Below are 22590 nucleotides of genomic sequence, written 5' to 3'. Positions count from 1 at the left end.
CTGGTCGAACGCCCTATGCCAGCCACTCCGCAAGCTTCGCCTTACGAACATCCTTGACCAGGCTGATGAAACCGTCGGCCTGCATTTCCGCGGTCAGCCGGCCCTTCTCGGCCGTGGCGATCGAGGCATCGCCGACCACGCCGTTCGGATTGAGGTCGCTGGCGATCCAGGCGAAGGCATGCGTGCCGGTGTGGCGCAGCAGGGCGAATTCCTTTTCGGCGCGGCCGACATTGGAAACGAAATTGTCCGCCTTGCTCATGTCGACGAGGTCGGGCCGGAAATGCAGCATCAGCGAGGTCTCGACATCACCGCCATGGATGCCGTGACGGTCCTCGAGATCGGTGTACATGCCGGCCGGGCGGCCGAAGCGTTGCCAGCTCGTCTTCACCGACAGCATTTTGGCGCGCACACGCAATTCGCGCGAAACGATGCCCATGATCTCTTCATTGCCGCCATGCGAATTGACAATGATCAGTTTTCTGACCCCGGCGCGGGCGACCGACAGGCCGAGCTCGGTCCAGGCGTCGATCAAATTGGTGGCGGGCAAGGTCAGCGTCCCCGGTGCATGCAGGTGCTCGTTCGATTTGCCGACCGCCTGCACCGGCAGGATGCGGATGTCGAGATCCTCGGGCAGGCGGGCGATCACCGTCTCCAGCATGCCCGTCATGATCGAGGTATCGGTCGAGACCGGCAGATGCGGGCCATGCTGCTCGATCGCCGCCACCGGCAACACGGCGATCGTCGCCTCGGCGTCGATCGAGGCGTATTCGGTCGTCCGGTAGTCGCCCCACCACACTCGTCTTGTCGTCAATGTCGTCTCCGCTGGCTTGTTTGAGATGATCTAAAGCGCCTCACAGCTACGGGCAACCTTCAGCCGGCAGCCAGCACCTCCACCTCGACCTTGAATTCCGGGCGGGCGAAACCGGAAACGATCATCAGCGTCGAGGCTGGCGCCGGGTCGGAAAACAGGCGGTTGCGGACATCCATATAGGCCTGCAGATGTTCGCGGCCGGTGACGAAGGCATTGATGCGCACGATGTCGTTCAAGGTCAGGCCGGCCTCGCTCAAGATCGCGGCGATGTTCTTGAAGCACAGCTCCGTTTGCGCGCCGGTATCCTCGGGAACAGCGTCGTCCGGACCGATGCCCAATTGGCCGGAGCACAGCACCAGGCGCTTCCCGGCCGGGATTTCGACGCCGTGGCTGTAGCGGGCGAAGGGCGGCTTGATCGATTTGGGGGCGAGGTATTTCAGCATGGCATTCTCCTGTTCGCCGGCAGACTAAGGCTCGATTCATGAAAGCTTCAAGATGCGGTGCATGCCGCCGGGGCGATTATGGACAGGCGTCCAAAAAATAGGCACCATGCCTCGCGCACAGCATGACCCCTTCCGGTCTTGGCAATGACTGCCGCGCAAGCAGGCGGCCCAGGCGGTGGCATGTGTCTTGCTTCTTGAACAAATGGTGTCGAGCCCAGCGCGCAGCGCGCCGGAGCCAAGAGAGGGTGATGTTTATGATCGGAAAAGAAAAGATCCTGGCGGGCGCCATCGCCCTGCTTGCCGCGAGCACGCTGGGTGCGGCCGCCAACGAGAAGGTGACGTTCGGCACCAACTGGCTGGCCGAGCCGGAGCATGGCGGCTACTACCAGGCCGTTGCCGACGGCACCTATGCCGCCTGCGGCCTCGACGTCACCATCATGCAGGGCGGCCCGCAGGTCAGCGGCCGGCCGATGCTCTTGGCCGGCAAGATCGATTTCTACATGGGCGGCAATCTGCTTTCGGCCTTCGACGCCGTGCAGCAGGGCATCCCGATGCGCGTCGTCGCCGCCGATTTCCAGAAGGACCCGCAGGTCATCATGTCTCAACCGGGGCAGGGGTTGGACAAGTGGGAGGATCTCAAGAACGCCGACCAGTACATTCTCGGCGACGAGGGCGCGCAGACCTTCTTCCAGTGGATGGTCACCGAGCTCGGCTTCGATGCCGCCAAGCGCGTGCCCTACACCTTCAATCCGGCGCCCTTCATCGCCAACAAGAAGTCGATCCAGCAGGGCTATGTCACGTCCGAGCCGTTCGCGGTGCAGAAGGCGGGCGGCTTCGTGCCGAACCAGTTCCTGCTCGCCGATTATGGCTGGGAAACCTATGCAACGACCGTCGAGGTGATGCAGGACACGATCGACAAGCGGCCTGAGGTCGTCCAGTGCTTCGTCGATGGCTCGGCCAAGGGCTGGTACAAGTATCTCTACGGCGACAACAAGGCCGCCAACGACATGATCAAGAAGGACAATCCGGACATGACGGATGAGCAGATCGCCTTCTCGATCGAGCAGCTGAAGAAGTTCGGTGTCGTCGATTCCGGCGATTCGGAAAAGCTCGGCATCGGCGCCATGACCGACGCGCGCATCCAGAGCTTCTACGACAAGATGGTCAAGGCCAAGGTCGCGCAGCCGGGCATCGACATCAAGAAGGCCTACACGCTGGCCTTCATCAACAAGGGTGTCGGGCTGGAGCTGAAGAAGTAAGGCGGCCCGCCTGAGATGATCCAGGAGAAAGTGGCGCAGAAAGCGGCATCGGGCGAGGCCCCGATGCTGCTGTCGCTGCGTAATGTCGGCAAGGTCTTTTCCAACGGCGTGACGGCGCTGAGCAAGGTCGACCTCGCCATCCGCGAGGGCGATTTCCTCAGCCTGCTCGGCCCGTCCGGCTGCGGCAAGTCGACGGCACTCAGGCTGATCGCCGGCCTGTCGACGCCGACCTCCGGCCAGCTCGACTGGCGCGGCCCGGTCGACCGCTCGAATATCGGCTTCGTCTTCCAGGAGCCGACGCTGCTGCCCTGGGCCAGCGTCTTCGACAATGTCTGGCTGCCGCTCAGGCTGAAGGGCGTGTCGCGCACCAAGGCCGAACCGGCGGTGATGGAGATGCTGTCGCGCGTCCATCTCACCGGCTTCGAGAACGCCGTGCCGCGGGAGCTTTCCGGCGGCATGAAGATGCGCGTTTCGATCGCGCGCGCTATGGTGACCAAGCCGCGCATCCTTTTGATGGACGAGCCGTTCGCGGCGCTCGACGAGATCACCCGCTTCAAGCTCAACAACGACCTTCTGGAATTGTGGCAGGACGAGCGCTTCACCGTCGTCTTCGTTACCCACAGCGTCTTCGAAAGCGTGTTCCTGTCCAGCCGCGTCGTCGTCATGGCCGCGCGGCCGGGCCGCGTTTTCGGCGAACTCCCTGTCGATGCGCCTTACCCGCGCGACGAGGCGTTCCGGACCTCGCCCGATTACGCAGCACTTTGCCGCCAGGCTTCGGACGTACTGGTCAACGCCATCAATTCAACCGCCGGACCCCATCATGACGGCCATTGAAGACACCGCGCTGAGGCTCGATCCCGAGGAGGCGCGCCGCGCTCGTCAGGAGCGTCTGGAGCGCATCGGCAAATGGGTGCTGCCGCTGGCGATCATGGTGCTGGCGATCGTGCTGTGGGACCGTATCTGCGCCTGGAACGAGATCCCGCAATATATTCTGCCGCGGCCCGGCGTGGTGCTGCAGACGCTGCATAGCGACGCCGGGCTGTTGTTTTCCTCACTGCTGGTGACGCTCAGGATCACTTTCCTCAGCCTGCTGCTCGCCGTCATCGGCGGCGTCGGACTGGCGGTGCTGTTCGCGCAGTCGAAATGGGTGGAGATGTCGTTCTTCCCCTTCGCCATCGTGCTGCAGGTGACGCCGATCGTCGCCATCTTCCCGCTGATCAACATCTATGTGAACAACCAGACGGTCAAACTGCTGCTTTGCGCCTGGATCGTCGCCTTCTTCCCGATACTGTCCAACACCACGCTCGGGCTGAACTCAGTCGACCGCAACTTACGCGACTTGTTCAAGCTCAACGGCGCGACGCGCTGGCAGCAATTGCGCTATCTGCGCCTGCCCGCGGCGATGCCGTATTTCCTCGGCGGGTTGAAGATCGCCGGCGGCCTGTCGCTGATCGGCGCGGTCGTGGCCGAATTCGTCGCCGGTGCGCAGGGGCAGTCGTCGGGGCTCGCTTCCCGTATCATCGAGGCCGGCTATCGGCTCAACGCGCCGCGCCTGTTCGCGGCGCTGATCCTGATCTCGCTCACCGGCATCCTGATCTTCCTGGTGCTGTCCCTGGTGTCGCATCTGATACTGCGCCGCTGGCACGAGAGCGCGCTCAAGCAGGAGCGCTAGGGTGGTTGGAACCGCAGAGGAAATCGCGAAGAGGACCAGATCTTGATACCTGCCTCTGGTTCTTACCAGCTTACCAATGCCCGCGTTCACCGTTCGCTGACGCCTGGGCTTGCCGCAAGTTACGACGCTGATGGTTTCGCGCTTGCCGACATAGCCGTTGCCGATGGCAAGATTTCGGGCATTGCGGCGCATGCCAAATCGAAAGTCCAGGCCGATGCGATCGACCTTGCCGGCCGCATCGTGCTGCCATGCTTCGTCGACTGTCACACCCATATCGACAAGGGCCATATCTGGCCGCGAAAACCCAATCCCGACGGCACCTTCATGGGCGCGCTCAACGCCACGGGCGCCGACCGCGCCGCGCGCTGGAGCGCGGAGGACGTCGCGCGGCGCATGGATTTCTCGCTGCGCTCGGCCTACGCCTACGGCACCAAGGCCGTGCGCACGCATCTCGACAGCGTGCCGCCGCAGGAGGAAATCTCCTGGCCGGTGTTCGAGGCGATGCGGGAAAAATGGCGCGGGCGGATCGACTTGCAGGCCGCCTGCCTGCTCGGCATCGAAGGCGTGCGCGACAAGGCGTGGTTCGAGCGGCTGGCCAAACGCGTCGCCGCGGCCAAGGGCGTGCTTGGCGTGGTCACCTATATGGTGCCCGACCTCGAGGAACTGCTCGACCAGGTTTTCGCGCAGGCGATCAAGCACGGGCTCGATCTCGATTTCCATGCCGACGAAACCGACGACGTGGCGGCGATCTCGCTGAAGAAGATCGCCGAGGCGTCGCTGTGGAACGGTTTTGAGGGCAATATCCTGGTCGGCCATTGCTGTTCGCTGGCGCGCCAGCCGGACCTCGAGGTGCTCGACACGCTGGACAAGGTGGCGAAGGCGCGGCTCGCCGTGGTGTCGCTGCCGATGTGCAATCTCTATCTGCAGGACCGGCGCAACAACGGAACCACGCCGCGCTGGCGCGGCGTGACGCTGCTGCATGAGATGAGGGCGCGCGGCATCAAGGTGGCGGTCGCTTCCGACAACACGCGCGATCCGTTCTACGCCTATGGCGACCTCGACATGCTGGAAGTCTACCGTATGGCGACGCGCATCCTGCATTTCGACCATCCGGTCGGCGACTGGCCGAAGGCGGTGGCGGCTACGCCGGCCGAGGTGATGCGTCTCGACGGCGCCGGCACGCTTGCCGCCGGCGGCAGCGCCGACTTCATCGTCTTCAAGGGACGGAGCTGGACCGAATTGCTGTCGCGGCCCGAATCGGATCGCATCGTGGTGCGCGGCGGCAAGGCGATCGAACGCCAACTGCCCGACTATGCCGAACTCGACGAATTGATGGTGGGATGATGGATATCGCAGCGCTGAAGCGCGATCTCGACGGGATCAAGGTCGACGACCATCCGGCCATCGTCCAGCAGAAGAGCCGCGACTTCTACTGGTACAGCCCGGTGCTGAAAGCACAGCTCGACCATGTCAAGGGCGACCTGATCGTCACGCCGAAAAGCGAGGATGAGGTCATCCGCGTGCTCGCAGCCTGTCACCGGCACGGCGTCCCGGTGACGCCGCGCGGCAGCGGCACCGGCAATTACGGGCAGGCGATGCCGCTGTCGGGCGGCGTGGTGCTGAACCTCGCCGAGATGAACGCCGTCAAGTCGATCGCCCCGGGCCGCGTGGTGACCGGACCGGGCGCCGTGCTGGCCGAGATCGACAGGGCGACGCGGGCGCATTCGGCGCAGGAATTGCGCATGTCGCCTTCCACCTACAACACGGCCTCCATCGGCGGCTTCGTCGCCGGCGGCTCGGGCGGCGTCGGCTCGATCCGTTGGGGCGGATTGCGGGACCTCGGCAATGTCATTCGCCTGCGGACCGTGACGATGGAAGCCGAGCCGCGCGTCATGGAGCTCACCGGCGAAGAGGTGCTCAAGGTCATGCATGCCTATGGCACCAACGGCATCATCACCGAGGTCGAGATGCCGCTGACAGCCTCCTACGACTGGATCGACGTCATCGTCGGCTTCGACGATTTCATGGACGCGGCCGGCTTCGGCAACGATCTCGCCGTGCAGGACGGGATATTGGCCAAGCTGATCACGCCGATCGCCGCGCCCATCCCTTACGACTATTTCAAACGGCACCAGAAATTCTTCCGGCGCGAGCAGAGCATCGTGGTGTGCATGATCGCGCCGCACGCGATGGACGCCTTCGTCGCCTTCGTGCGCAGCACCAGGGGCGAGATCGTGTTCCGGGCCGACCAGGAAGCCGATCTCAAAGGGCTGCCGCCGGCCTATGAGCTGACCTGGAACCACACGACGCTGCGGGCGATCCGGGTCGATCCGACGATCACCTATCTGCAGACGCGCTATCCGTCGCCGGATCATCTTGCCCATGTCAAGGCGATGGTCGAGCGTTTCGGCGACGAGGTGCCGGCGCATCTCGAATTCATCCGCTTCGATGGCGCGATCGGCGCAGCCGGCCTGCCGCTGGTGCGCTACACCACCGAAGAGCGGCTCGACGAGATCATCCGCATTCATGAGGACAATGGCTGCTGGATCTTCAATCCGCACCGCTACACGCTGGAAGAGGGCGGCATGAAGCGAACGGACGATGTGCAGCTTGCCTTCAAGCGCGAGACCGATCCGCAGGGACTGCTGAACCCCGGTAAGATGATAGCGTGGGAGAATCCCGGTTACGACTACCGCTCGGGCAAGCCCTTTCTGTTCAAGGGGTTGCAGAAGGCGGAGTGATGAGAGGTTTGCGCCTGGGCCCCCCTCTCTGGCCTGCCGGCCATCTCCCCCTCAAGGGGGGAGATCAGCAGTTTCGGCGCCTCGCTCCTCTTTCGGCGTCGACAATTGGCGAAAGCGACGCCGCAGTTCAATCTCCCCCCTTGAGGGGGAGATGCCCGGCAGGGCAGAGAGGGGGGCCTCGCGCTGACATGGGCAATCCTTTCCAATGAATATCCTCGTGCTTTACGCCCATCCGGTGGAGACCAGCTTCAATGCCGGCCTGCACCGGACGATCGTCGAGCGGTTGAGCGCGGCGGGTCACACGATTGACGATTGCGATCTCTACGCCGAGGATTTCGACCCGCGCCTGACGCGTGCCGAGCGGCTCGGCTACCACGATCCGCGGAGGCCTGACGATGCCGTCGCTGGCTATGTCCAAAGGCTGCAAAATGCCGAGGCGCTGGTGCTGTCGTTTCCGGTCTGGAACTACGGCTATCCGGCTATCCTGAAAGGTTTCTTCGACCGCGTCTTCCTGCCCGGCGTGTCGTTCAAGCTGGTCGACGGCAAGGTGCGGCCGACGCTGCACAACATCCGCAAAATGACGGCCATCACCACCTATGGCGGCAGCCGTTTCCGCGCCATGCTGATGGGCGATCCGCCGCGCAAGATCGTCAGGCGCATGCTGCGGGCCACGATTCTGCCTGGCGCTCCCGTCTCCTATCTCGCGCATTATTCGATGAACCTCTCGACCGACGCGACGCGCAACGCCTTCATGGCGAAGGTCGCGGCGGCAATGGATGCCTTCTGATGCGCGTGCTGGTGGTCTATTGCCATCCGGTGCCGGAAAGCTATTGCGCGGCGATCCGCGACACGGCGATCGAGGTGCTGAGAGGGCGAGGCTGGAATGTGCGGCTGCTCGACCTCTATGCCGAGAATTTCGATCCGGTGATGAGCCGCGAGGAGCGGCGTTTTTACAACGATCGCGCGCCGGACGATCCGGCCCTTCAACCGCATTTCGAGCATCTGAAATGGGCGCAGGCGATCCTTTTCATCTATCCGACCTGGTGGTACGGCCTGCCGGCGATGCTTAAGGGCTGGTTCGACCGCGTCTGGGCGACTGACATCGCCTTCCAGCTGCCGGCCGGGAAGGGCCGCATCAAGTCGCTGATGACGCATGTCACCAAGGTCGGCGTCATCACCACCTGCGGCGCGCCGACCTGGTGGAGCGTCGTCGTCGGCCAGCCGGGCCGCAAGACCATCCTGCGCGGCATGCGGGCGATCTGCGCCGCGCGCTGCAAGACGTTTTTTCTGGCGCATTATCTGATGGATGCCTCGACCCCGAAGACGAGGGCGGCGTTCCTCGCGAAGGTCAGGGCGAGGCTGGAGAGGTTTTGAAGTGCGGACTTCCCTTCTCCCCTTGTGGGAGAAGGTGGATCGGCGCGCAGCGCCGAGACGGATGAGGGGTGCGCGAAGGAATGAGGCGGAGAAAAATCTAGCGCTATCAGGTGCTTATGCCTTCAAGGGAGCGATCCTTCCAGCACCCCTCATCCGTCCGAGCTTCGCTCGGCCACCTTCTCCCACAAGGGGAGAAGGGAAAGCCGCGCTACATCTTTACCCGTTCCGCTTTCGGGTCGTACATCGGCTTCAGCGATGCTTCGGCCGCGAATCTCTCGCCGGCGATCTCGACCTCGTAGGACGAGCCAAGTACATCCGCCTCGCTCTCGCCCTGGCACGGCACATAGCCAAGCCCGATCGCGCCGCCGAGGTGGTGGCCGTAATTGCCTGAGGTGATCGGGCCGACGATCCGGCCGTCGCGCAGGATCGCCTCGTTGTGGAAGAGCAGGGGCTGCGGGTCTTTCAGGCGGAACTGCACCAGCCGCCGTGACAGGCCGGCTTCCTTCTTCCGCAGCACCGCGTCACGGCCGATGAAACCGGCCTTGGCCGTCTTCACCGCGAAGCCGAGGCCGGCCTCAAGCACATGGTCCTCGTCGGTGATGTCGTGGCCGAAATGGCGGAACGCCTTTTCGATGCGGCAGGAATCCAGCGTATGCAGGCCGCAGAGCTTCAGGCCGACATCGGCGCCGGCGTTAGTGATCGCCTCGAACACATGGGCGGCCTGCTCGGTCGAGACATAGAGCTCCCAGCCGAGCTCGCCGACATAGGTGACGCGATGGGCGCGGGCGAGGCCCATGCCGATCTCGATCTCCTGAAAAGTGCCGAACGGATTGGCATCGTTGGAGAAATCGTTCGGGCTCACCTTCTGGATCAGTTTTCGCGAGTCCGGCCCCATCAGGCAGATGACGGCCTCGGCCGCGGTCACGTCGGTGATGACGACGAACTCGTCGACCACATGCTTGCGCAGCCAGGCAAGGTCGCGCTGCAGCGTGGCGCCCGGCACGACCAGGAAATAGGCTGTCTCCGAAAGCCGCGTCACGGTAAGATCGCTCTCGATGCCGCCCTTGGCGTTGAGCATTTGCGTATAGACGATTTTTCCGGGCGCCACGTCCATGTCGTTGGCGCAGAGCCGCTGCAGGAAGGCGCAGGCATCGCGGCCTTCGATGCGGATCTTGCCGAAGGAGGTCATGTCGAACAGGCCGACGCCGTTGCGCACGGCGAGGTGTTCCTCGCGCTGGTTGTCGAACCAGTTCTGCCGCCTCCAGGAATAGCGGTATTCGCGCTCCTGGCCGTCGCGGGCGAACCAGTTGGCGCGTTCCCAGCCCGCCACCTCGCCGAAGACTGCGCCGCGTGCCTTCAGATGCTCATGCAGAGGCGAGCGGCGCACGCCGCGCGATGTCGCCATCTGGCGGTAGGGGAAGTGGTCGGCATAGAGCAGGCCGAGCGTTTCCGATACGCGCTCCTTCAGATAGCGGCGGTTCTTCTGGAAGGGCTGGGCGCGGCGGATGTCGACCTCCCAGAGGTCGAAGGGCGCCTCGCCGTCATTGATCCATTGCGCCAGCGCCATCCCGGCGCCGCCGGAGGAAACGATGCCGATCGAATTGTAGCCGGTCGCCATCCAATAGCCAGCGAGTTCCGGCGCTTCGCCGAGATAGTAGCGGTCGTCGGGGGTAAAGCTTTCGGGGCCGTTGAAGAAGGTATGGATGCCGGCGCTGCCCAGCATCGGCATGCGGTTGACGCCCATTTCGAGGATCGGCTCGAAATGGTCCATGTCCTCGGGCAACTGGTCGAAGCAGAAATCCTCGCGGATGCCGTCCATGCCCCACGGCTTCGCCACCGGCTCGAAGGCGCCGAGCATCATCTTGCCGGCGTCTTCCTTGTAGTAGGCGCACTCGTCCGGCACGCGCAGCACGGGCAGCCGCGACAGGCCGGGGATAGGCTCGGTGACGAGATAGAAATGTTCGCAGGCATGCAGCGGAATGGTGACGCCGTTCTGCCGGCCAAGCTCGCGGGCCCACATGCCGGCGCAATTGACGACGATGTCGGTTTCTATCGTGCCTTGCTCCTCGCCCTGTGCCCAGGAGACGCCGGAGACGCGACCATTCTTGGTGTGGACCTTGGTGACCTTGACGTTCTCGATGATCGCAGCACCCCGCTGGCGCGCGCCTTTGGCAAGCGCCATGGCGATGTTGGCCGGGTCGCATTGTCCATCGAGCGGCAGATGCACCGCGCCGACCACATCCGAGACGTTGAGATGCGGGTACATCTCCTTGACCTCGCTCGGCGAAATCTCGCGCACATCGACATCGAAGGCGCGGGCGAGAGAGGCCTGCCGGTAGATCTCGTGCTTGCGCTCCTCGGTCAGCGCCACCGTGATCGAGCCGACCTGGCGCATGCCGGTGCCGACATCGGTCTCGGCCTCCAGCTTGACGTACAGGTCGGCCGAATATTTCGCCAGCCGCGTCATGTTCTGCGAGGCGCGCAACTGGCCGATCAGCCCTGCCGCATGCCAGGTGGTGCCCGAGGTGAGCTGCTTGCGCTCCAAGAGCACGATGTCGGTCCAGCCGAGCTTGGCCAGGTGGTAGGCGACCGAGCAGCCGGAGACGCCGCCGCCGATGATCACGGCGCGGGCTTTCGTGGGAATGGTCTTGGTCATGCTGCCTCGCGGCGGTAGGTGGACGCAAAGCGGCGCAGGCGAAGTGCTGCTTCCTTGAGGATGGGCTCGGGCTGACAGAGGCTGATACGGATATGGCCGGCGGCGGCTTCGCCGAAGCTCGATCCCGGCATGACGCCGACCTTCTCCTTGTCGAGCAGGCCCCAGGCGAATTTCTCGTCGTCGGGCTCGATGGACGAGATGTCGAGCATGACATACATGCCGCCTTCCGAGCCGTGCACGGTGACGTCGTTCATGCCGCGGATGGCATCCAGCATCAGGGCGCGGCGCGCCGCATAGCGCTCGGCGATCTCTTTCACGCCATAGTGGTTCTCAAGCGCTTCGGCGCAGGCGATCGAGATGAAGGCCGGCAGGCCATAGGTCGTCACCAGATTGAGGTCGGTGAACAGCCGGATCATCTCCTTCGGGCCAGTCAGCCAGCCCATGCGCCAGCCGGTCATGCCGTGGCTTTTCGACATCGAGTTGATGACCAGCGTGCGCTCGGCCATGCCGGGCAGCGAACGCGGCGAGATATGCTCGCCGCCGCCCAGCGTCCAGTAGACCTCGTCTGACAGCAGCCAGAGATCATGCTCCTTGCAGACGGCGGCCAGCTCTTCCAGACGCTCGCGCGAATAGACGGCACCTGTCGGATTGTTGGGCGTGTTGATCAATATAGCGCGGGTGTTGGGTCTCAGCGCGGCGCGGATCATCTCCGCGCGGGGTTGGAACCCGTCTTCGGCCGGTGTCTCGACCACGGTGAACGTCGCCCCGGCGGCGCTGAAGGTGTTGGGGTAGGTGGCGTAATAGGGCGCAACCACGATGGCGTGGTCGCCGGGATCGAGCACGGTCTGCACGGCGGCGTAAAGTGCTGCCTGGCCGCCTTGCGTGGCGATGATCTCGTCGGGTTCCGTCTCGATGCCGGTGCAGGCGGTGGACGCCGCCGCCATCGCCTTGCGCAGGCGCGGCAGGCCAGGCAGCGGCGTGTAATGATGGTTGCTGCCGCGGACGGCGTTGACGCAGGCCTCGATCGTCTCCGAAGGCGTATCGAAGTCATGGTCGCCAACCGACAACATGATGATGTCCTCGCCAGCCTGCTTGCGCGCCCAGGCGGCCGAATGGACTTCCCAGCCATCCTTGCCTGAAGGCACGATGCCGGTAATGCGCTTTGATGGTTTTGGCATCAGGAAACTCCCGAAATTTGGTGGCCGGCCTGCGCGAGCCGGTCGCGCAGGGCGGCGATATGGGCGGGGCCGACCTCGCAGCAGCCGCCGACGATATGGGCGCCGGCTTCGACCCAGCCGATGGCTTGGTCGGCATAGGCCTGCGGGTCGAGATCGTGGCGGGCGTGCAGCACCTCGACGGTGCCACCATGCTTCAGCGCCTCGACCGAGGTGAAGCCATTGGCATAGGCGCCGACCGGCCCGCCAAAAGCGATGAGCTCCGGCAAGGCGGCGGCGATGGCTTCGGGCCGGCAGCAGTTGAGCAGCCGGGCCGCGACCGGCAGGTCGCCGAGGGCGCCGACCGCATCGGCAATGGCCTCGCCGCTGCGCAGGCGCGGTGCGCCATGGTCGGCAAGCGTCCAGGACACCCATACCGGCTTGCCGCTTTCCGAGGCCGCGGTAACCGCCGCGCGCGCCTCTTCGGCGGACGCCATCGTCTCGCACAGGAACAGGTCGACGCCATCGGCCTGCTCGGCGACGATGCGGTGATAGATGTCGAGCGTCTCCTCGAACGATATGGTCAACGCCGGCGCGTAGCTGCCGAACAGAGGCGACAGGCAACCGGCGATCGCCGTGTCGCCCGCTTCATCGCGGGCCTGCCTCGCCAGTTCGATGCCGCGCTTCTGCAGAGGCTTGAACAGGTCTTCTGCGCCTTCGCGCGCCAGACGCTCGGGCGTTGCCGAATAGGTGTTGATGGTGATGACACGGGCGCCGGCGCGGATGAATTCCGCATGCAGGTCGCGCACCAGGTCCGGCTCGTCGATCAGCACCCTGGCCGACCACAACGGCGTCGGCTCGGACTTGCTGCGCCGGACCAGTTCCTGGCCCATGCCGCCATCGGTAAGGACGACCGATGTCATGCTCGCAACCTCTCGTTCTTCGGATCCCAGAGCGGCTCGTCATTCTGCACGACGGCCGTGAAGCGATCGCCGAAAATCTCGACCTCGATCGCCGTGCCCGGCTCGGTGAGATCGGTGCGCAGCATGCCGAGCGCGATTGACTTGCCGACGCGGTGACCCCAGCCGCCCGACGTCGTCTCGCCGACGATCCTGCCGTCATGCCAGAGTGTCGACATATAGGGCGCGTCGCAGTCGCCGGGGTTTTCGACGACCAGCGTGACGAAGCGCTTCTTCACGCCCTGCTGCTTTTCATTGAGCAAGGCTGCCTTGCCGCGGAAGTCCGGCTTGTCCCATTTGACGAAACGCTCGAGCCCGCCCTGCAGGATCGAATAGTCGGTCGAAAGATCGCCCTTCCAGGCGCGGTAGCCTTTTTCGAGCCTGAGCGAATCCAGCGCATACATGCCGAACGGCTTCAGCCCGTGCTTCTGGCCGGCGGTCCAGACAGCATCGAAGACGGTCGCGGTGTCGGCGATCTTGGTATGGATTTCCCAGCCGAGCTCGCCGGCGAAGGAGACGCGCACAAGCTTGGCCCAGCGGCCGGCGATGGTGGTTTCCTGGTGCGTCAGCCAGGGCAGGGTCAGATCGGCGTCGCAGACATCGGCCAGGATTTTTCGCGAGTTTGGTCCGGCGAGGATCTGCGTCGAGTATTCCTCGGTACGGTCGGTCAGCTTGAAGGGGGCGTCCGTCGGCATGCGCGACTTCAGCCATTCGAAGTCGTGCCACTGGGCCACCGCGGCGGTGATCAGCGTCATCTGGTCCTCACCGTGGCGCACCACCGACATTTCGGTGACGATGCGGCCCTTGTCGTCCGAGAAGTAGACCAGGCCGATGCGGCCGGGCTTCGGCACGAGACCGGTCACCTGCGTTACCAGCCAGTCGGCGGCGCCCGGACCTTCGAGGTTGAAGCGCGAAAAGCCGGGCAGGTCGAGGATGCCGGCGGCGTCGCGCACGGCAAGGCATTCCTCGCGCACTGCCCGGTGCCACGGCCCTTCGCGGCGGAAGGTGAGGGTCGATTCCTCCGAGGTATCGTCGCCGGGCTTCGCGTACCAGGTGGCGCGCTCCCAGCCATTATAGGCGTCGAACTGGCCGCCAAGCGCCTTGATGCGCTCATGCAGCGGCGAGAGCTTACGGTTGCGCCCCTCCGGCCAGGCATGACGCGGGAACTGGATGGCGTATTCGTTGCCGTAGATTTCCATGCCCTTGGCGACGCAATAGTCGGGTGCGGAGGCGAAGCTGGTGAAGCGGCGCGGGTCGCAGGACCACATGTCCCATTCTGTCTGGCCCTCGGTGACCCATTCGGCCAGCACCTTGCCGGCGCCGCCGCCTTGCGCAATGCCGAAGGTGAAGACGCAGGCCTCGAAGGCATTGGGCACGCCGGGCATCGGCCCGATCAGCGGGTTGCCGTCCGGAGCGTAGGGGATCGGCCCGTTGATCACCTTGGAGAGACCGGCGGTGCCGAGGATCGGCACGCGGGTAACCGCATCGGCGAGGTAGTGCTCGAGACGGTCGAGATCGTCGGGGAAAAGCTGGAAGGAAAAATCCTCCGGCATCGGATCGTTGTGGGTCGCCCAATGCGCGCGGCAATTGCGTTCATAGGGGCCGAGATTCATGCCGCTCTTTTCCTGGCGCAGGTAATAGGAGGTGTCGACGTCGCGCAGCAGCGGCAGTTTTTTGCCTTGCTCTTTCGACCATGCCGCCAATTCGGGGATTTCCTCGAACAGGATGTACTGATGGCTCATCACCATCATCGGCACTTCGCGGCCAAACATTTTTCCAACCTCGGCGGCGCGGTAGCCGGTCGCGTTGATGACGATCTCGCAGCGGATCTCGCCTTGCGGCGTCGCGATCACCCATTCGCCGTTCTCGCGGCGGACGCCGGTGACGGGGCAGAAGCGAATGATCCTGGCGCCCATGTCGCGCGCGCCCTTGGCGAGCGCCTGGGTCAGCTGCGCCGGATCGATGTCGCCGTCGCTCGGATCGTAGAGCGCGCCCTTCAGTTCATGCGTCTCGATGAAGGGGTAGCGGCGCTTGATCTCGTCCAGTCCGACGACGTCGATGTCCATGCCCTGGTAGCGGCCCATGCCCTTGGCGCGCTGGAATTCCTGCATGCGCTCCCTGCTATGGGCAAGCCGCAGCGAGCCGGTGACATGGTAGTTCATCGGATAGTCGACGGCTTCCGCAAGACCCCGGTAAAGCTCGGTCGAGTAGCGCTGCATGTTCATCAGCGACCACGAGGACGAGAAGGTCGGCACGTTGCCGGCGGCATGCCAGGTCGAGCCCGAGGTCAGCTCGTTCTTCTCCAAAAGCACGCAGTCGGTCCAGCCTGCCTTGCACAAGTGGTAGAGCGAGGAGGTGCCGACGACACCGCCTCCGATGATCACCACGCGTGCCGTGGTCGGCAAACCGGCCATTCTTTCCTCCAAAATAAATCAATACACAGGCGGTGAAACCACCCAGATGACGACGGCCGGCTCGGTGCCCGGATTGCGCCAGCGGTAGGGCTTGCCCTCGAAGCGGAACGAGTCGCCCTCGCCAAGCCGATGCCAGACGCCGGCGATCTCGATGTCGAACAGTCCCGAGGCGATGTATCCGGCCTCCTCGGTCGGCCGCAGCGCCGCCGTCTTCATCTCGGCGCCGGGCGCGAACACCGAGCGCACCATCTCGAAACTACCGCCGAGATCGGGTGACAGAAGCTCTTCCACGAGGCCGGATTCACTTGTGCCAAGCACACGGCGGCGGCCGGCGCGCACGATCACGCCGCGCTCCTCCTCCGCAGGCACGTCATGGCTGAAGAACAGGCTGATCGACACGCCGAAGAGGTTGGCGAACGCCCTGAGATCGCCAACCGAGGGGATCGAGAGACCGCGCTCGACCTGGCTGACCCAGCCGACCGAACGGCCGAGCTTCAGCGCTATTTCAGCGAGCGTGAGGCCGCGCGCCTTGCGAAGCGCACGGATGTCGCCGGCCAGCAGCCGGTCGCCATTGTCCTGCTCCGATTTGGTGACGGTCGAGGTCAAATGCCGCTCGTGAAAAAATCCGAATAAATTTCATGGGAGGGTAAAATCATGAAAAAATCAAGGGGATTTTCATAGGCCACAAGATTTGCTTGCGCGATTTCGGCGGTTGATGCAAAGGCTCGCGCACGAGCGGCGAGTGGGGCGCCGGGTCGGGGACTAGTTTTAGCTTATAGTCTGCGGATGGTCGTCAAGGAAACCGGGTTGCGGGTTTCTGGCCATGCCGAAAGGGACGACCCATGCTTGAGAAGAACATCCGGATCGCGTCGGATGCGGAGATCGTCGATGAGGCGATCATGTCGCGCCGGTCGGTGCGCGCATTCCTGCCCGATATGGTCGACGACGATACGATCCGCGCGATCCTGGCGGTTGCCGCGCGCGCGCCGTCGGGCACCAACATGCAGCCTTGGCGTGTCTATGTGACCAAGGGCGAGGTCAAGCAGCGCATCAGTGACGCGATCCTCAATTCCGGCATCCGCGCCGAAAAGGTCGAGTGGGACGAATACCGCTATTATCCCGACCAGTTCTTCGAGCCCTACCTCACGCGACGCCGCGCTAACGGTTTCGGCCTTTACGGCGCGCTGGGCATCGGCCGGCGCGAGGTCGACAAGATGCGCGCGCAGCATGACCGCAACTTCGTCTTCTTCGATGCGCCGGTCGGCATGATCTTCACGATCGATCGGAGGCTGAACCAGGGGTCGTGGATCGACTACGGCATGTTCCTGCAGAACATCATGGTCGCGGCGCGAGGCAGGGGGCTGCATACCTGCCCGCAGGCGGCCTTTGCGCCCTATCACAAGCAGATCCGGCCGGTGCTCAACATTCCCGACGAGGAGATCGTCGTGTGCGGCATGGCGCTCGGCTACGAGGACACCTCGAAGCCCGAGAACGAATTTCGTACCGACCGGGCGCCGCTCGAGGACTGGGTAAGCTTCTCGGAATAGTGCCGGCGACCAGCTAGTCGGTGCTCATATGCGCGCCGTGCCCGCTGACATGGGCGCCGTCCCGCGGCGTCAGCCGCAAGTAGGCCGACAGCGCGCAAAGCGTGATCAGCCCTTCGATGACGAACAGGATGCGGTAGTCGTTGACGCTGGCCTTGCCGCCGCCGGCAAGCAGCGACAGCAATGCCGCGGCGAGACCGACGCTGACCGCCACCGCGAGCTGCCACAGGATGTAATAGAGCGCGCTGAAGCGCGCGAGTTGCTCCGGCGCGATGTCGGAATAGGAAAGATTGCCGGTCGAGGCCCATTGCACTGACCGGAAGACGCCGAAGGTGAAGATGTAGGCCAGAACGATCCAGGCCGGCGTGCTCGCCTGCATCAGGGCAAAGCCGGCGACCAGAGAAGCCACGATCGGCGTGTTGGTGACGAGCACGCGCCTGAAACCGAAGCGGTTCAACAGGCGCGGCATGAAGAAGCGCATGATCAAGGACCCGATCGCGGCGACGAAGGTCAGCGATCCGGCCTGCACGGCGCTCATGCCGAAGCCGAGCTGGAACATCAGCGGCAACAGGAAAACCACGGAGCTCAGGCCGATCGTGTCGAGGCCGCCGCCGGTGAGGAAGGCAATGCGGAAGGTGCGGATGCGCAGCAGATTGAGGTCGAGCAGCGGGTTGCGGGCGCGCAGGCAGTAGAGGGCAGCAACCGTCAGGATAAGGATCGCAAGGCCAAGCTCGATGCCGATAAGGCTGCCCGCGGCATCCTTGGCGGCGAGCGAGTCCATGCCGAAAACCAGCAAGCCCATGCCGCTGCCGACGAGCAGGAAGCCGGGGAAATCGAATGGCGTGCGCACCGGCTTGGTCGTCGACGGAAACAGCGAGGCGGCAAGCAGCGCGGCGGTCAGCGCGATCGGGATGTTGATGTAGAAGATCCAGCGCCACGAGACATAGGTGGTAAGCGCCCCGCCGACGAGCGGCCCGACCAGCGGTCCCGATTGCCCGGCGAGCGAGATATACATGTTGATCTTGAGCGTGCGATCGCGCGGGAAGCTCGATAGGATCACGACCTGGCCGAGCGTACCCATCAGCGCGCCGCCGCAGCCCTGCAAGGCGCGCGAGCCGACCAGCATCCAGATGTTTTCCGAAAGGCCGCACAGCGCCGAGGCGCTGGCGAAGACGAGCAGGGCGAAGCAGTAGACATTGCGCAAGCCGAAGCGGTCGGCCAGCCAGCCGCCGAGCGGCATGGTGACGATGAGGCTGGCGACATAGACGGTGATCAGCAGGCCAAGCTCGCTAGGCGGACGATCGAGGCTCTCGCCGATGCCGGGAAGCGCGGTGACCACGACGTTCTGGTCGAGGCTGGTCATAAACACGCCGCAAGCGACGGTTGCCGGCAACAGCATCGACGGACCCTCCGCCGGAGCAAAGCGGGTCGTGGCCGTCGCCGAAGTCTCAACAGTCATGGGAAAGGTATGGTCGAACTGGTTGCCTGAGCGGACGTTTGCCCAGGCAAACGCCGATGATTCCTTATCTATCGCCTTGCTGGCCCAACGCTCAAGCAGCAGTTGTAGCCGTCAATAGTGCCAGATAATCGGCTGGACCAATTCCTGACCTGCCTGCCGGTTACTGCACCTCATAGCCGACCTCTTCGCTGGCGTGGCACAGCGCCTTCCAGAACGAGCGGGCGAAGGAGCGAAAGACATAGATGTCGAACTGGTCGGCGCCGCTGCGCTGGATCTGGGCGAAGATGTCGTGATGATTGGTCGAACGGCCGGCGCCGAGCGGAAAGGCCGGCAGGGCGAAGTCGATGGCGAAGAATTTTGCCATCACCCATTCGGCCTTCGGGCCGGCGATGCGGATCGCCGTGCGGCCATGCGAAAGATCCGTCAGCGTGCCGATGGCCGGCGTGATGGCGCCCGCGAAGGCCGCGGCCAGCCCCTCGGCCTCGTCGACGACGGTGAATTTGCCAGGCGCGAAGCCGAAGGCGGCGCGGCCGCCATTGCTAACGCCGCCGCCGGCGCCGTCGGGCAGGGCAAGACCGGTGACCTTGCGGATGGCCTCGATCAGTCGCTTCTCCTCGCTCGGCCATGCGGCAAGCTGCAGGATCGAGCCCGGCCGCGTCTCGGACAGGATGACATCGACGCCATGTTCGAAATTGCCATGCGAGCCCGGATGATATTCCGGCTCCAGCGGCGACAGGCGTTCAGGCAACTGGTGGTCAGCCATGCATGCGGCTCCCGTCCGGGTCGTAGAAGTGGTTGGAGACGATCTCGATAGGTCCGAACCGGTTGCGCAGCGGGTCCGAGACGAAGGCGCGGGTCCCATGCCTTGCCTTGCCGCCCTTGACCAGCGCAAGCGCTATGTATTTGCCGAGCGCCGGCGAATAGCAGCAGGCGGTGATATGGCCGAGCGAATCGTGCGGATTAGCCTCGTCCAGTTCCTCGACGATGTGGCCGCCGCCGTTGAGCGGCCGGTTGTCGAGCGCGATCAGGCCGACGAGCTGCAGCCGGTCATTTGCGACAAGACCCTCGCGGTCCATCATGGCCGAGCCGATGAAAGGCTTCTTCTTCGACAGCATCCAGTCGAGATGGAGATCGCGCGCGGTGGTGCGGCCGTCGATCTCGGCGCCGGTGACATGGCCCTTCTCGATGCGCATGGTTCCCAGCGCCTCGAGACCGTAGGTGACAAGGTCGAAAGGCTTGCCGGCCTCGATCAAGGCCTCCCAGACGTGCGTGCCGTAGCCGGCGCCGGAATAGACCTCGAAGGCCATTTCGCCGGAGAAGGACAGCCGGCAGATCATCACCGGAACGCCGGCTATCTGCCCGTGGACGATGCCCATGAAGGGGAGCGTGGCGTTGTCGACGGCGGTGCCGGTGACGCAGGCGGCAAGGATGGCGCGCGCCTTGGGCCCGCCGATCGCGGCACCCGCCCATTCGTCGGTGACGGAGGTCACGCTGACCTTCAGCTCCGGCCAGATGACGTCGAGGAAATATTCCAGATGCTGCATCACCTTGCCGGCATTGGCGGTGGTGGTGGTCATCAGGAATTCCTGCTCGCCCAGCCGCCAGGTGGTGCCGTCGTCGAAGGCAAGACCGTCCTCGCGCAGCATCAGTCCGTAACGGGCCTTGCCGACCGCAAGCGTGGAGAACATGTTGGTGTAGACGCGATCGAGGAACTCGGCCGCGTCGGGTCCCTGAACCGCTATCTTGCCCAGCGTCGAAACATCGACGATGCCGGCGCTTTCGCGCGTTGCCTTGGCTTCGCGGACATAGGCCTGCTCGACCGTTTCGCCGGCAAGGCCGTAGATCATCGGGCGGTACCAGAGGCCGGCCGAATACATTCTTGCGCCGTTGGCGATGTGCCAGTCATGCATCGGCGTCAGCCGTTCCGGCTTCAGGTCGCCAAAACGTTCGGCGGCCAGCGAGCCGATCGACACCGCCGTGTAAGGCGGGCGGAAGCGTGTCGTGCCGACTTCGGGGATCGGCTTGCCGAGCGCTTCGGCCATGATGGCGAGACCCGGCACGTTGGAGTTCTTGCCCTGGTCGGTCGCCATGCCGAGCGTGGTGTAGCGCTTCAGATGCTCGACCGAGACGAAGCCTTCGCGATGCGCGAGCCGCACATCCTCGGCGGTCACGTCGTGCTGGAAATCGACGAAGCTCTTGCCCTTGGCTTTGATCTCGAAGATCGGCGCCGGATCGGGGTCGCCCGGGGCCGCTTCGACGACCGTCAGCGGCGCGGGCGATGCTGCCCCGCCGGCGGCTTGAAGGCCAGCCGCGCGGCCTTCGGCAATGGCCTCAGCAGTCGAAAAGCTGCCGGTGAAGGCGCCGGCGCCGATCCAGCGCTGCGTCGGCTTTGGCGGCAGGAAGGCCTGTCTCGCCGGATCCCATTCAGCCTTCGCGCCGGCCTGGCTGGCGAGGTGGATCGTCGGCGACCAGCCGCCCGACATCAGAAGGCAGTCGGCATGGATGCTGCGCTCGTCGCCACTGAGCGCACCGCTCATAAAGTCGAAGCGCTGCACCTTGAGGCCGGTGAGCGCCTTACCGCCTTCAGTCGCGATCACCGCATGGCCGGCAAGCAGCTCGGCCTCGGCTTCGCTCGTCAGCTTGCGCATCTCGTTTGAGACGTCGCTGCGGACATCGACGATGGCGACGATCGCCGCTCCCGCCTTCTTCAAGGCAAGGGCAGAGCGGTAGGCGCTGTCATTGTTGGTGAACAGCGCGATGCGCTGTCCAGGCAGCACGCCATATTCATTGGCGTAGCGCTCGGCCGCATGCGCCAGCATGACGCCGGGACGGTCGTTGCCCGGAAACACCAGCGGTCGCTCGAAGGAGCCGGTCGCAAGCACCACCGTGCCGGCGCGGATCGCCCAGTAGCGCTGACGCGGCTCGCCCTTTGCGGGCGCTTCCTTGTGGTCGGTTACCCGTTCCAGCGCGGCCAGCGTGTTGCCGTCATAATAGCCCCACACCGTCGTGCGCGGCAAAAGCCGCACATTGTCATTGCCTTCGAGCTGCTTGACCGCGCGCTGGGCCCAGTCGGCGGCTGGCATGCCATCGATGGTTTCGCCCGACCAGTTGGCGGAGCCGCCAAAATGGGCTTCGAGGTCGGCAAGGATGACGCGCGCGCCCTGGTCGGCGGCGGCCTTTGCCGCCATCAGGCCGGCAGGACCGGAGCCGACCACCAGCACGTCGCAGAACGCGTTCATGCGCTCGTAGCGTGACGGATCCGAAGCGGTGCCTGCCTTGCCGAGGCCGGCGGCGCGGCGGATGAAATGCTCGCAGAACATCCAGAAGCGTGTGCCCTTCATCGGGCCGATCACCGGACCCATGAAGGTCTTGTAGTAGAAGCCGGCCGACAGGATCTTGCCGCCGAGCTGGTTGATCGCGCCGATGTCCCAGGCGAGCGAAGGCGTGCGGTTCTGGCTGACGGCGACAAGCCCGTCATAGATCTCGACCATGGTGGCGGCGATATTGGGCTCGCGCACTTCGCCGCGCAGCACCGTCACCAGCGCGTTCGGCTCCTCGACGCCGGCGGCGAGCAGGCCGCGCGGGCGATGGTACTTGAACGAGCGGCCGAACAGCGTCACGCCATTGGCAAGCAGCGCCGAGGCCAGCGTGTCGCCGGCATGGCCGGTATAGGGCGCGTCGTCGAAGGTGAAGCGGATGGTGCGCAGCCGGTCGATCCGGCCGCCGGTCTCGGCACGACGCGGGCTCACGAGCGGCCCTCCGCCCTGTTGTCAGCAGATTTGTGGCCGCCACGGGCAAAGGTGGTGCTGCGGATTTCGTGCGTGAGCGTGTTGCGCACGACGCGCAGATGCGAACGGCAGCCGCCGGAATGCTGCCAGATTTCGTTGTGGTCGCCGGCCGGGTTCAGCCGGTCGTAGACATAGGCATTCCAGGCGTCGAGGTTCTGCGAGGCGGGCTGCGGACGCTCGCGGTTGCCGTCGCCCTGGTAGGTGAATTCGATGACGTCGCGCGGGCCGCAATAGGGACAAGTGATCAGCATTTTCTTGTATCTTCTTGTTCAACCATGATCTTTTCCAAAAACCGGTTCCCACGTTTTGGGATCAT

The 22590-nt window shown here is 64.5% G+C and carries 19 protein-coding genes; 8 read left to right on the top strand and 11 right to left on the bottom strand.

All coding sequences use genetic code 11. The features are described 5' to 3' along the window. Positions 1 to 13: 13 nt before the first annotated feature. Together KVT37_RS02085 and KVT37_RS02080 are read right to left on the bottom strand one after the other, a co-directional pair. Positions 14 to 811 carry a creatininase family protein gene (locus KVT37_RS02085; RefSeq protein WP_217569128.1) on the bottom strand — a complete coding sequence of 266 codons (798 nt, stop codon included), beginning with the start codon at positions 809 to 811 and terminating at the stop codon, positions 14 to 16. Between the two features lie 59 nt (positions 812 to 870). Then, positions 871 to 1254 (bottom strand): RidA family protein, encoded by a 384-nt coding sequence (locus KVT37_RS02080; RefSeq protein WP_217569126.1) that lies wholly within the window; start codon positions 1252 to 1254, stop codon positions 871 to 873. A 254-nt stretch (positions 1255 to 1508) separates the two neighbouring features. Between KVT37_RS02080 and KVT37_RS02075 the strand changes: the two genes are divergently transcribed. The 7 genes from KVT37_RS02075 to KVT37_RS02045 all read left to right on the top strand — a co-directional run bounded on the left by KVT37_RS02075 (position 1509) and on the right by KVT37_RS02045 (position 8300). Then, a complete protein-coding gene (locus KVT37_RS02075; protein ID WP_217569124.1) occupies positions 1509 to 2513 on the top strand; it encodes an ABC transporter substrate-binding protein in 1005 nt (334 codons plus the stop codon). 15 nt (positions 2514 to 2528) lie between these two features. Next, positions 2529 to 3347: an ABC transporter ATP-binding protein gene (locus tag KVT37_RS02070; RefSeq protein WP_217569122.1), complete on the top strand. Its 819-nt coding sequence runs from the start codon at positions 2529 to 2531 to the stop codon at positions 3345 to 3347. After that, positions 3334 to 4185 (top strand): ABC transporter permease, encoded by an 852-nt coding sequence (locus KVT37_RS02065; RefSeq protein WP_217569120.1) that lies wholly within the window; start codon positions 3334 to 3336, stop codon positions 4183 to 4185. The genes KVT37_RS02070 and KVT37_RS02065 overlap by 14 nt, the downstream gene beginning before the upstream one ends. A 42-nt stretch (positions 4186 to 4227) precedes the next feature. Beyond that, positions 4228 to 5529, top strand: a complete 1302-nt coding sequence (locus KVT37_RS02060) for a cytosine deaminase (protein ID WP_217569118.1) — start codon at positions 4228 to 4230, stop codon at positions 5527 to 5529. Continuing rightward, positions 5529 to 6926 (top strand): FAD-binding oxidoreductase, encoded by a 1398-nt coding sequence (locus KVT37_RS02055; RefSeq protein ID WP_217569898.1) that lies wholly within the window; start codon positions 5529 to 5531, stop codon positions 6924 to 6926. Before KVT37_RS02060 ends, KVT37_RS02055 begins: the two co-directional genes overlap by 1 nt. Before the next feature lie 205 nt (positions 6927 to 7131). Next, positions 7132 to 7713, top strand: coding sequence for an NAD(P)H-dependent oxidoreductase (locus KVT37_RS02050; protein WP_217569116.1), 582 nt, complete (start codon positions 7132 to 7134; stop codon positions 7711 to 7713). Beyond that, complete coding sequence (locus tag KVT37_RS02045) at positions 7713 to 8300, top strand: NAD(P)H-dependent oxidoreductase (RefSeq protein ID WP_217569113.1); 588 nt, start codon at positions 7713 to 7715, stop codon at positions 8298 to 8300. The genes KVT37_RS02050 and KVT37_RS02045 overlap by 1 nt, the downstream gene beginning before the upstream one ends. A 208-nt stretch (positions 8301 to 8508) precedes the next feature. Here the strand turns inward: KVT37_RS02045 and KVT37_RS02040 are convergent, their stop codons facing one another. Genes KVT37_RS02040 through KVT37_RS02020 form a run of 5 tightly spaced genes read right to left on the bottom strand, consistent with a single transcriptional unit; the run spans position 8509 to position 16089 of the window. Further along, on the bottom strand, positions 8509 to 10956 hold the full coding sequence (locus tag KVT37_RS02040) for an FAD-dependent oxidoreductase (protein ID WP_217569111.1): 2448 nt from the start codon (positions 10954 to 10956) through the stop codon (positions 8509 to 8511). Continuing rightward, complete coding sequence (locus tag KVT37_RS02035) at positions 10953 to 12134, bottom strand: pyridoxal phosphate-dependent aminotransferase (protein WP_217569109.1); 1182 nt, start codon at positions 12132 to 12134, stop codon at positions 10953 to 10955. Before KVT37_RS02035 ends, KVT37_RS02040 begins: the two co-directional genes overlap by 4 nt. Beyond that, on the bottom strand, positions 12134 to 13033 hold the full coding sequence (locus tag KVT37_RS02030; protein WP_217569107.1) for a homocysteine S-methyltransferase family protein: 900 nt from the start codon (positions 13031 to 13033) through the stop codon (positions 12134 to 12136). Before KVT37_RS02030 ends, KVT37_RS02035 begins: the two co-directional genes overlap by 1 nt. Next, positions 13030 to 15483, bottom strand: a complete 2454-nt coding sequence (locus tag KVT37_RS02025; RefSeq protein ID WP_217569105.1) for an FAD-dependent oxidoreductase — start codon at positions 15481 to 15483, stop codon at positions 13030 to 13032. The genes KVT37_RS02030 and KVT37_RS02025 overlap by 4 nt, the downstream gene beginning before the upstream one ends. A gap of 18 nt (positions 15484 to 15501) precedes the next feature. After that, positions 15502 to 16089, bottom strand: a complete 588-nt coding sequence (locus KVT37_RS02020) for a helix-turn-helix domain-containing protein (protein ID WP_254633749.1) — start codon at positions 16087 to 16089, stop codon at positions 15502 to 15504. 236 nt (positions 16090 to 16325) lie between these two features. On the opposite strand from KVT37_RS02020, the gene KVT37_RS02015 reads away from it, so the two are divergent. Then, positions 16326 to 17030, top strand: a complete 705-nt coding sequence (locus tag KVT37_RS02015; RefSeq protein WP_217569103.1) for a nitroreductase — start codon at positions 16326 to 16328, stop codon at positions 17028 to 17030. A 13-nt stretch (positions 17031 to 17043) separates the two neighbouring features. On the opposite strand, the gene KVT37_RS02010 is transcribed toward KVT37_RS02015, so the two are convergent. The 4 genes from KVT37_RS02010 to KVT37_RS01995 form a co-directional block, all read right to left on the bottom strand. Continuing rightward, entirely contained in the window at positions 17044 to 18426 is a 1383-nt protein-coding gene (locus tag KVT37_RS02010) for an MFS transporter (RefSeq protein ID WP_254633748.1), read from the bottom strand. A 220-nt stretch (positions 18427 to 18646) separates the two neighbouring features. Beyond that, positions 18647 to 19234, bottom strand: coding sequence for a sarcosine oxidase subunit gamma family protein (gene soxG / locus KVT37_RS02005; protein ID WP_217569894.1), 588 nt, complete (start codon positions 19232 to 19234; stop codon positions 18647 to 18649). A gap of 7 nt (positions 19235 to 19241) precedes the next feature. Continuing rightward, positions 19242 to 22235, bottom strand: a complete 2994-nt coding sequence (locus tag KVT37_RS02000; RefSeq protein ID WP_217569099.1) for a sarcosine oxidase subunit alpha — start codon at positions 22233 to 22235, stop codon at positions 19242 to 19244. After that, positions 22232 to 22525: a sarcosine oxidase subunit delta gene (locus tag KVT37_RS01995; RefSeq protein ID WP_217569097.1), complete on the bottom strand. Its 294-nt coding sequence runs from the start codon at positions 22523 to 22525 to the stop codon at positions 22232 to 22234. Before KVT37_RS01995 ends, KVT37_RS02000 begins: the two co-directional genes overlap by 4 nt. Positions 22526 to 22590: the final 65 nt, after the last annotated feature.

The sequence above is a fragment of the Mesorhizobium sp. GbtcB19 genome, from assembly GCF_019091085.1.
In the GTDB taxonomy this organism is placed as follows: Bacteria; Pseudomonadota; Alphaproteobacteria; order Rhizobiales; family Rhizobiaceae; genus Mesorhizobium.
This window is presented reverse-complemented; position numbering and strand designations above follow the sequence as displayed.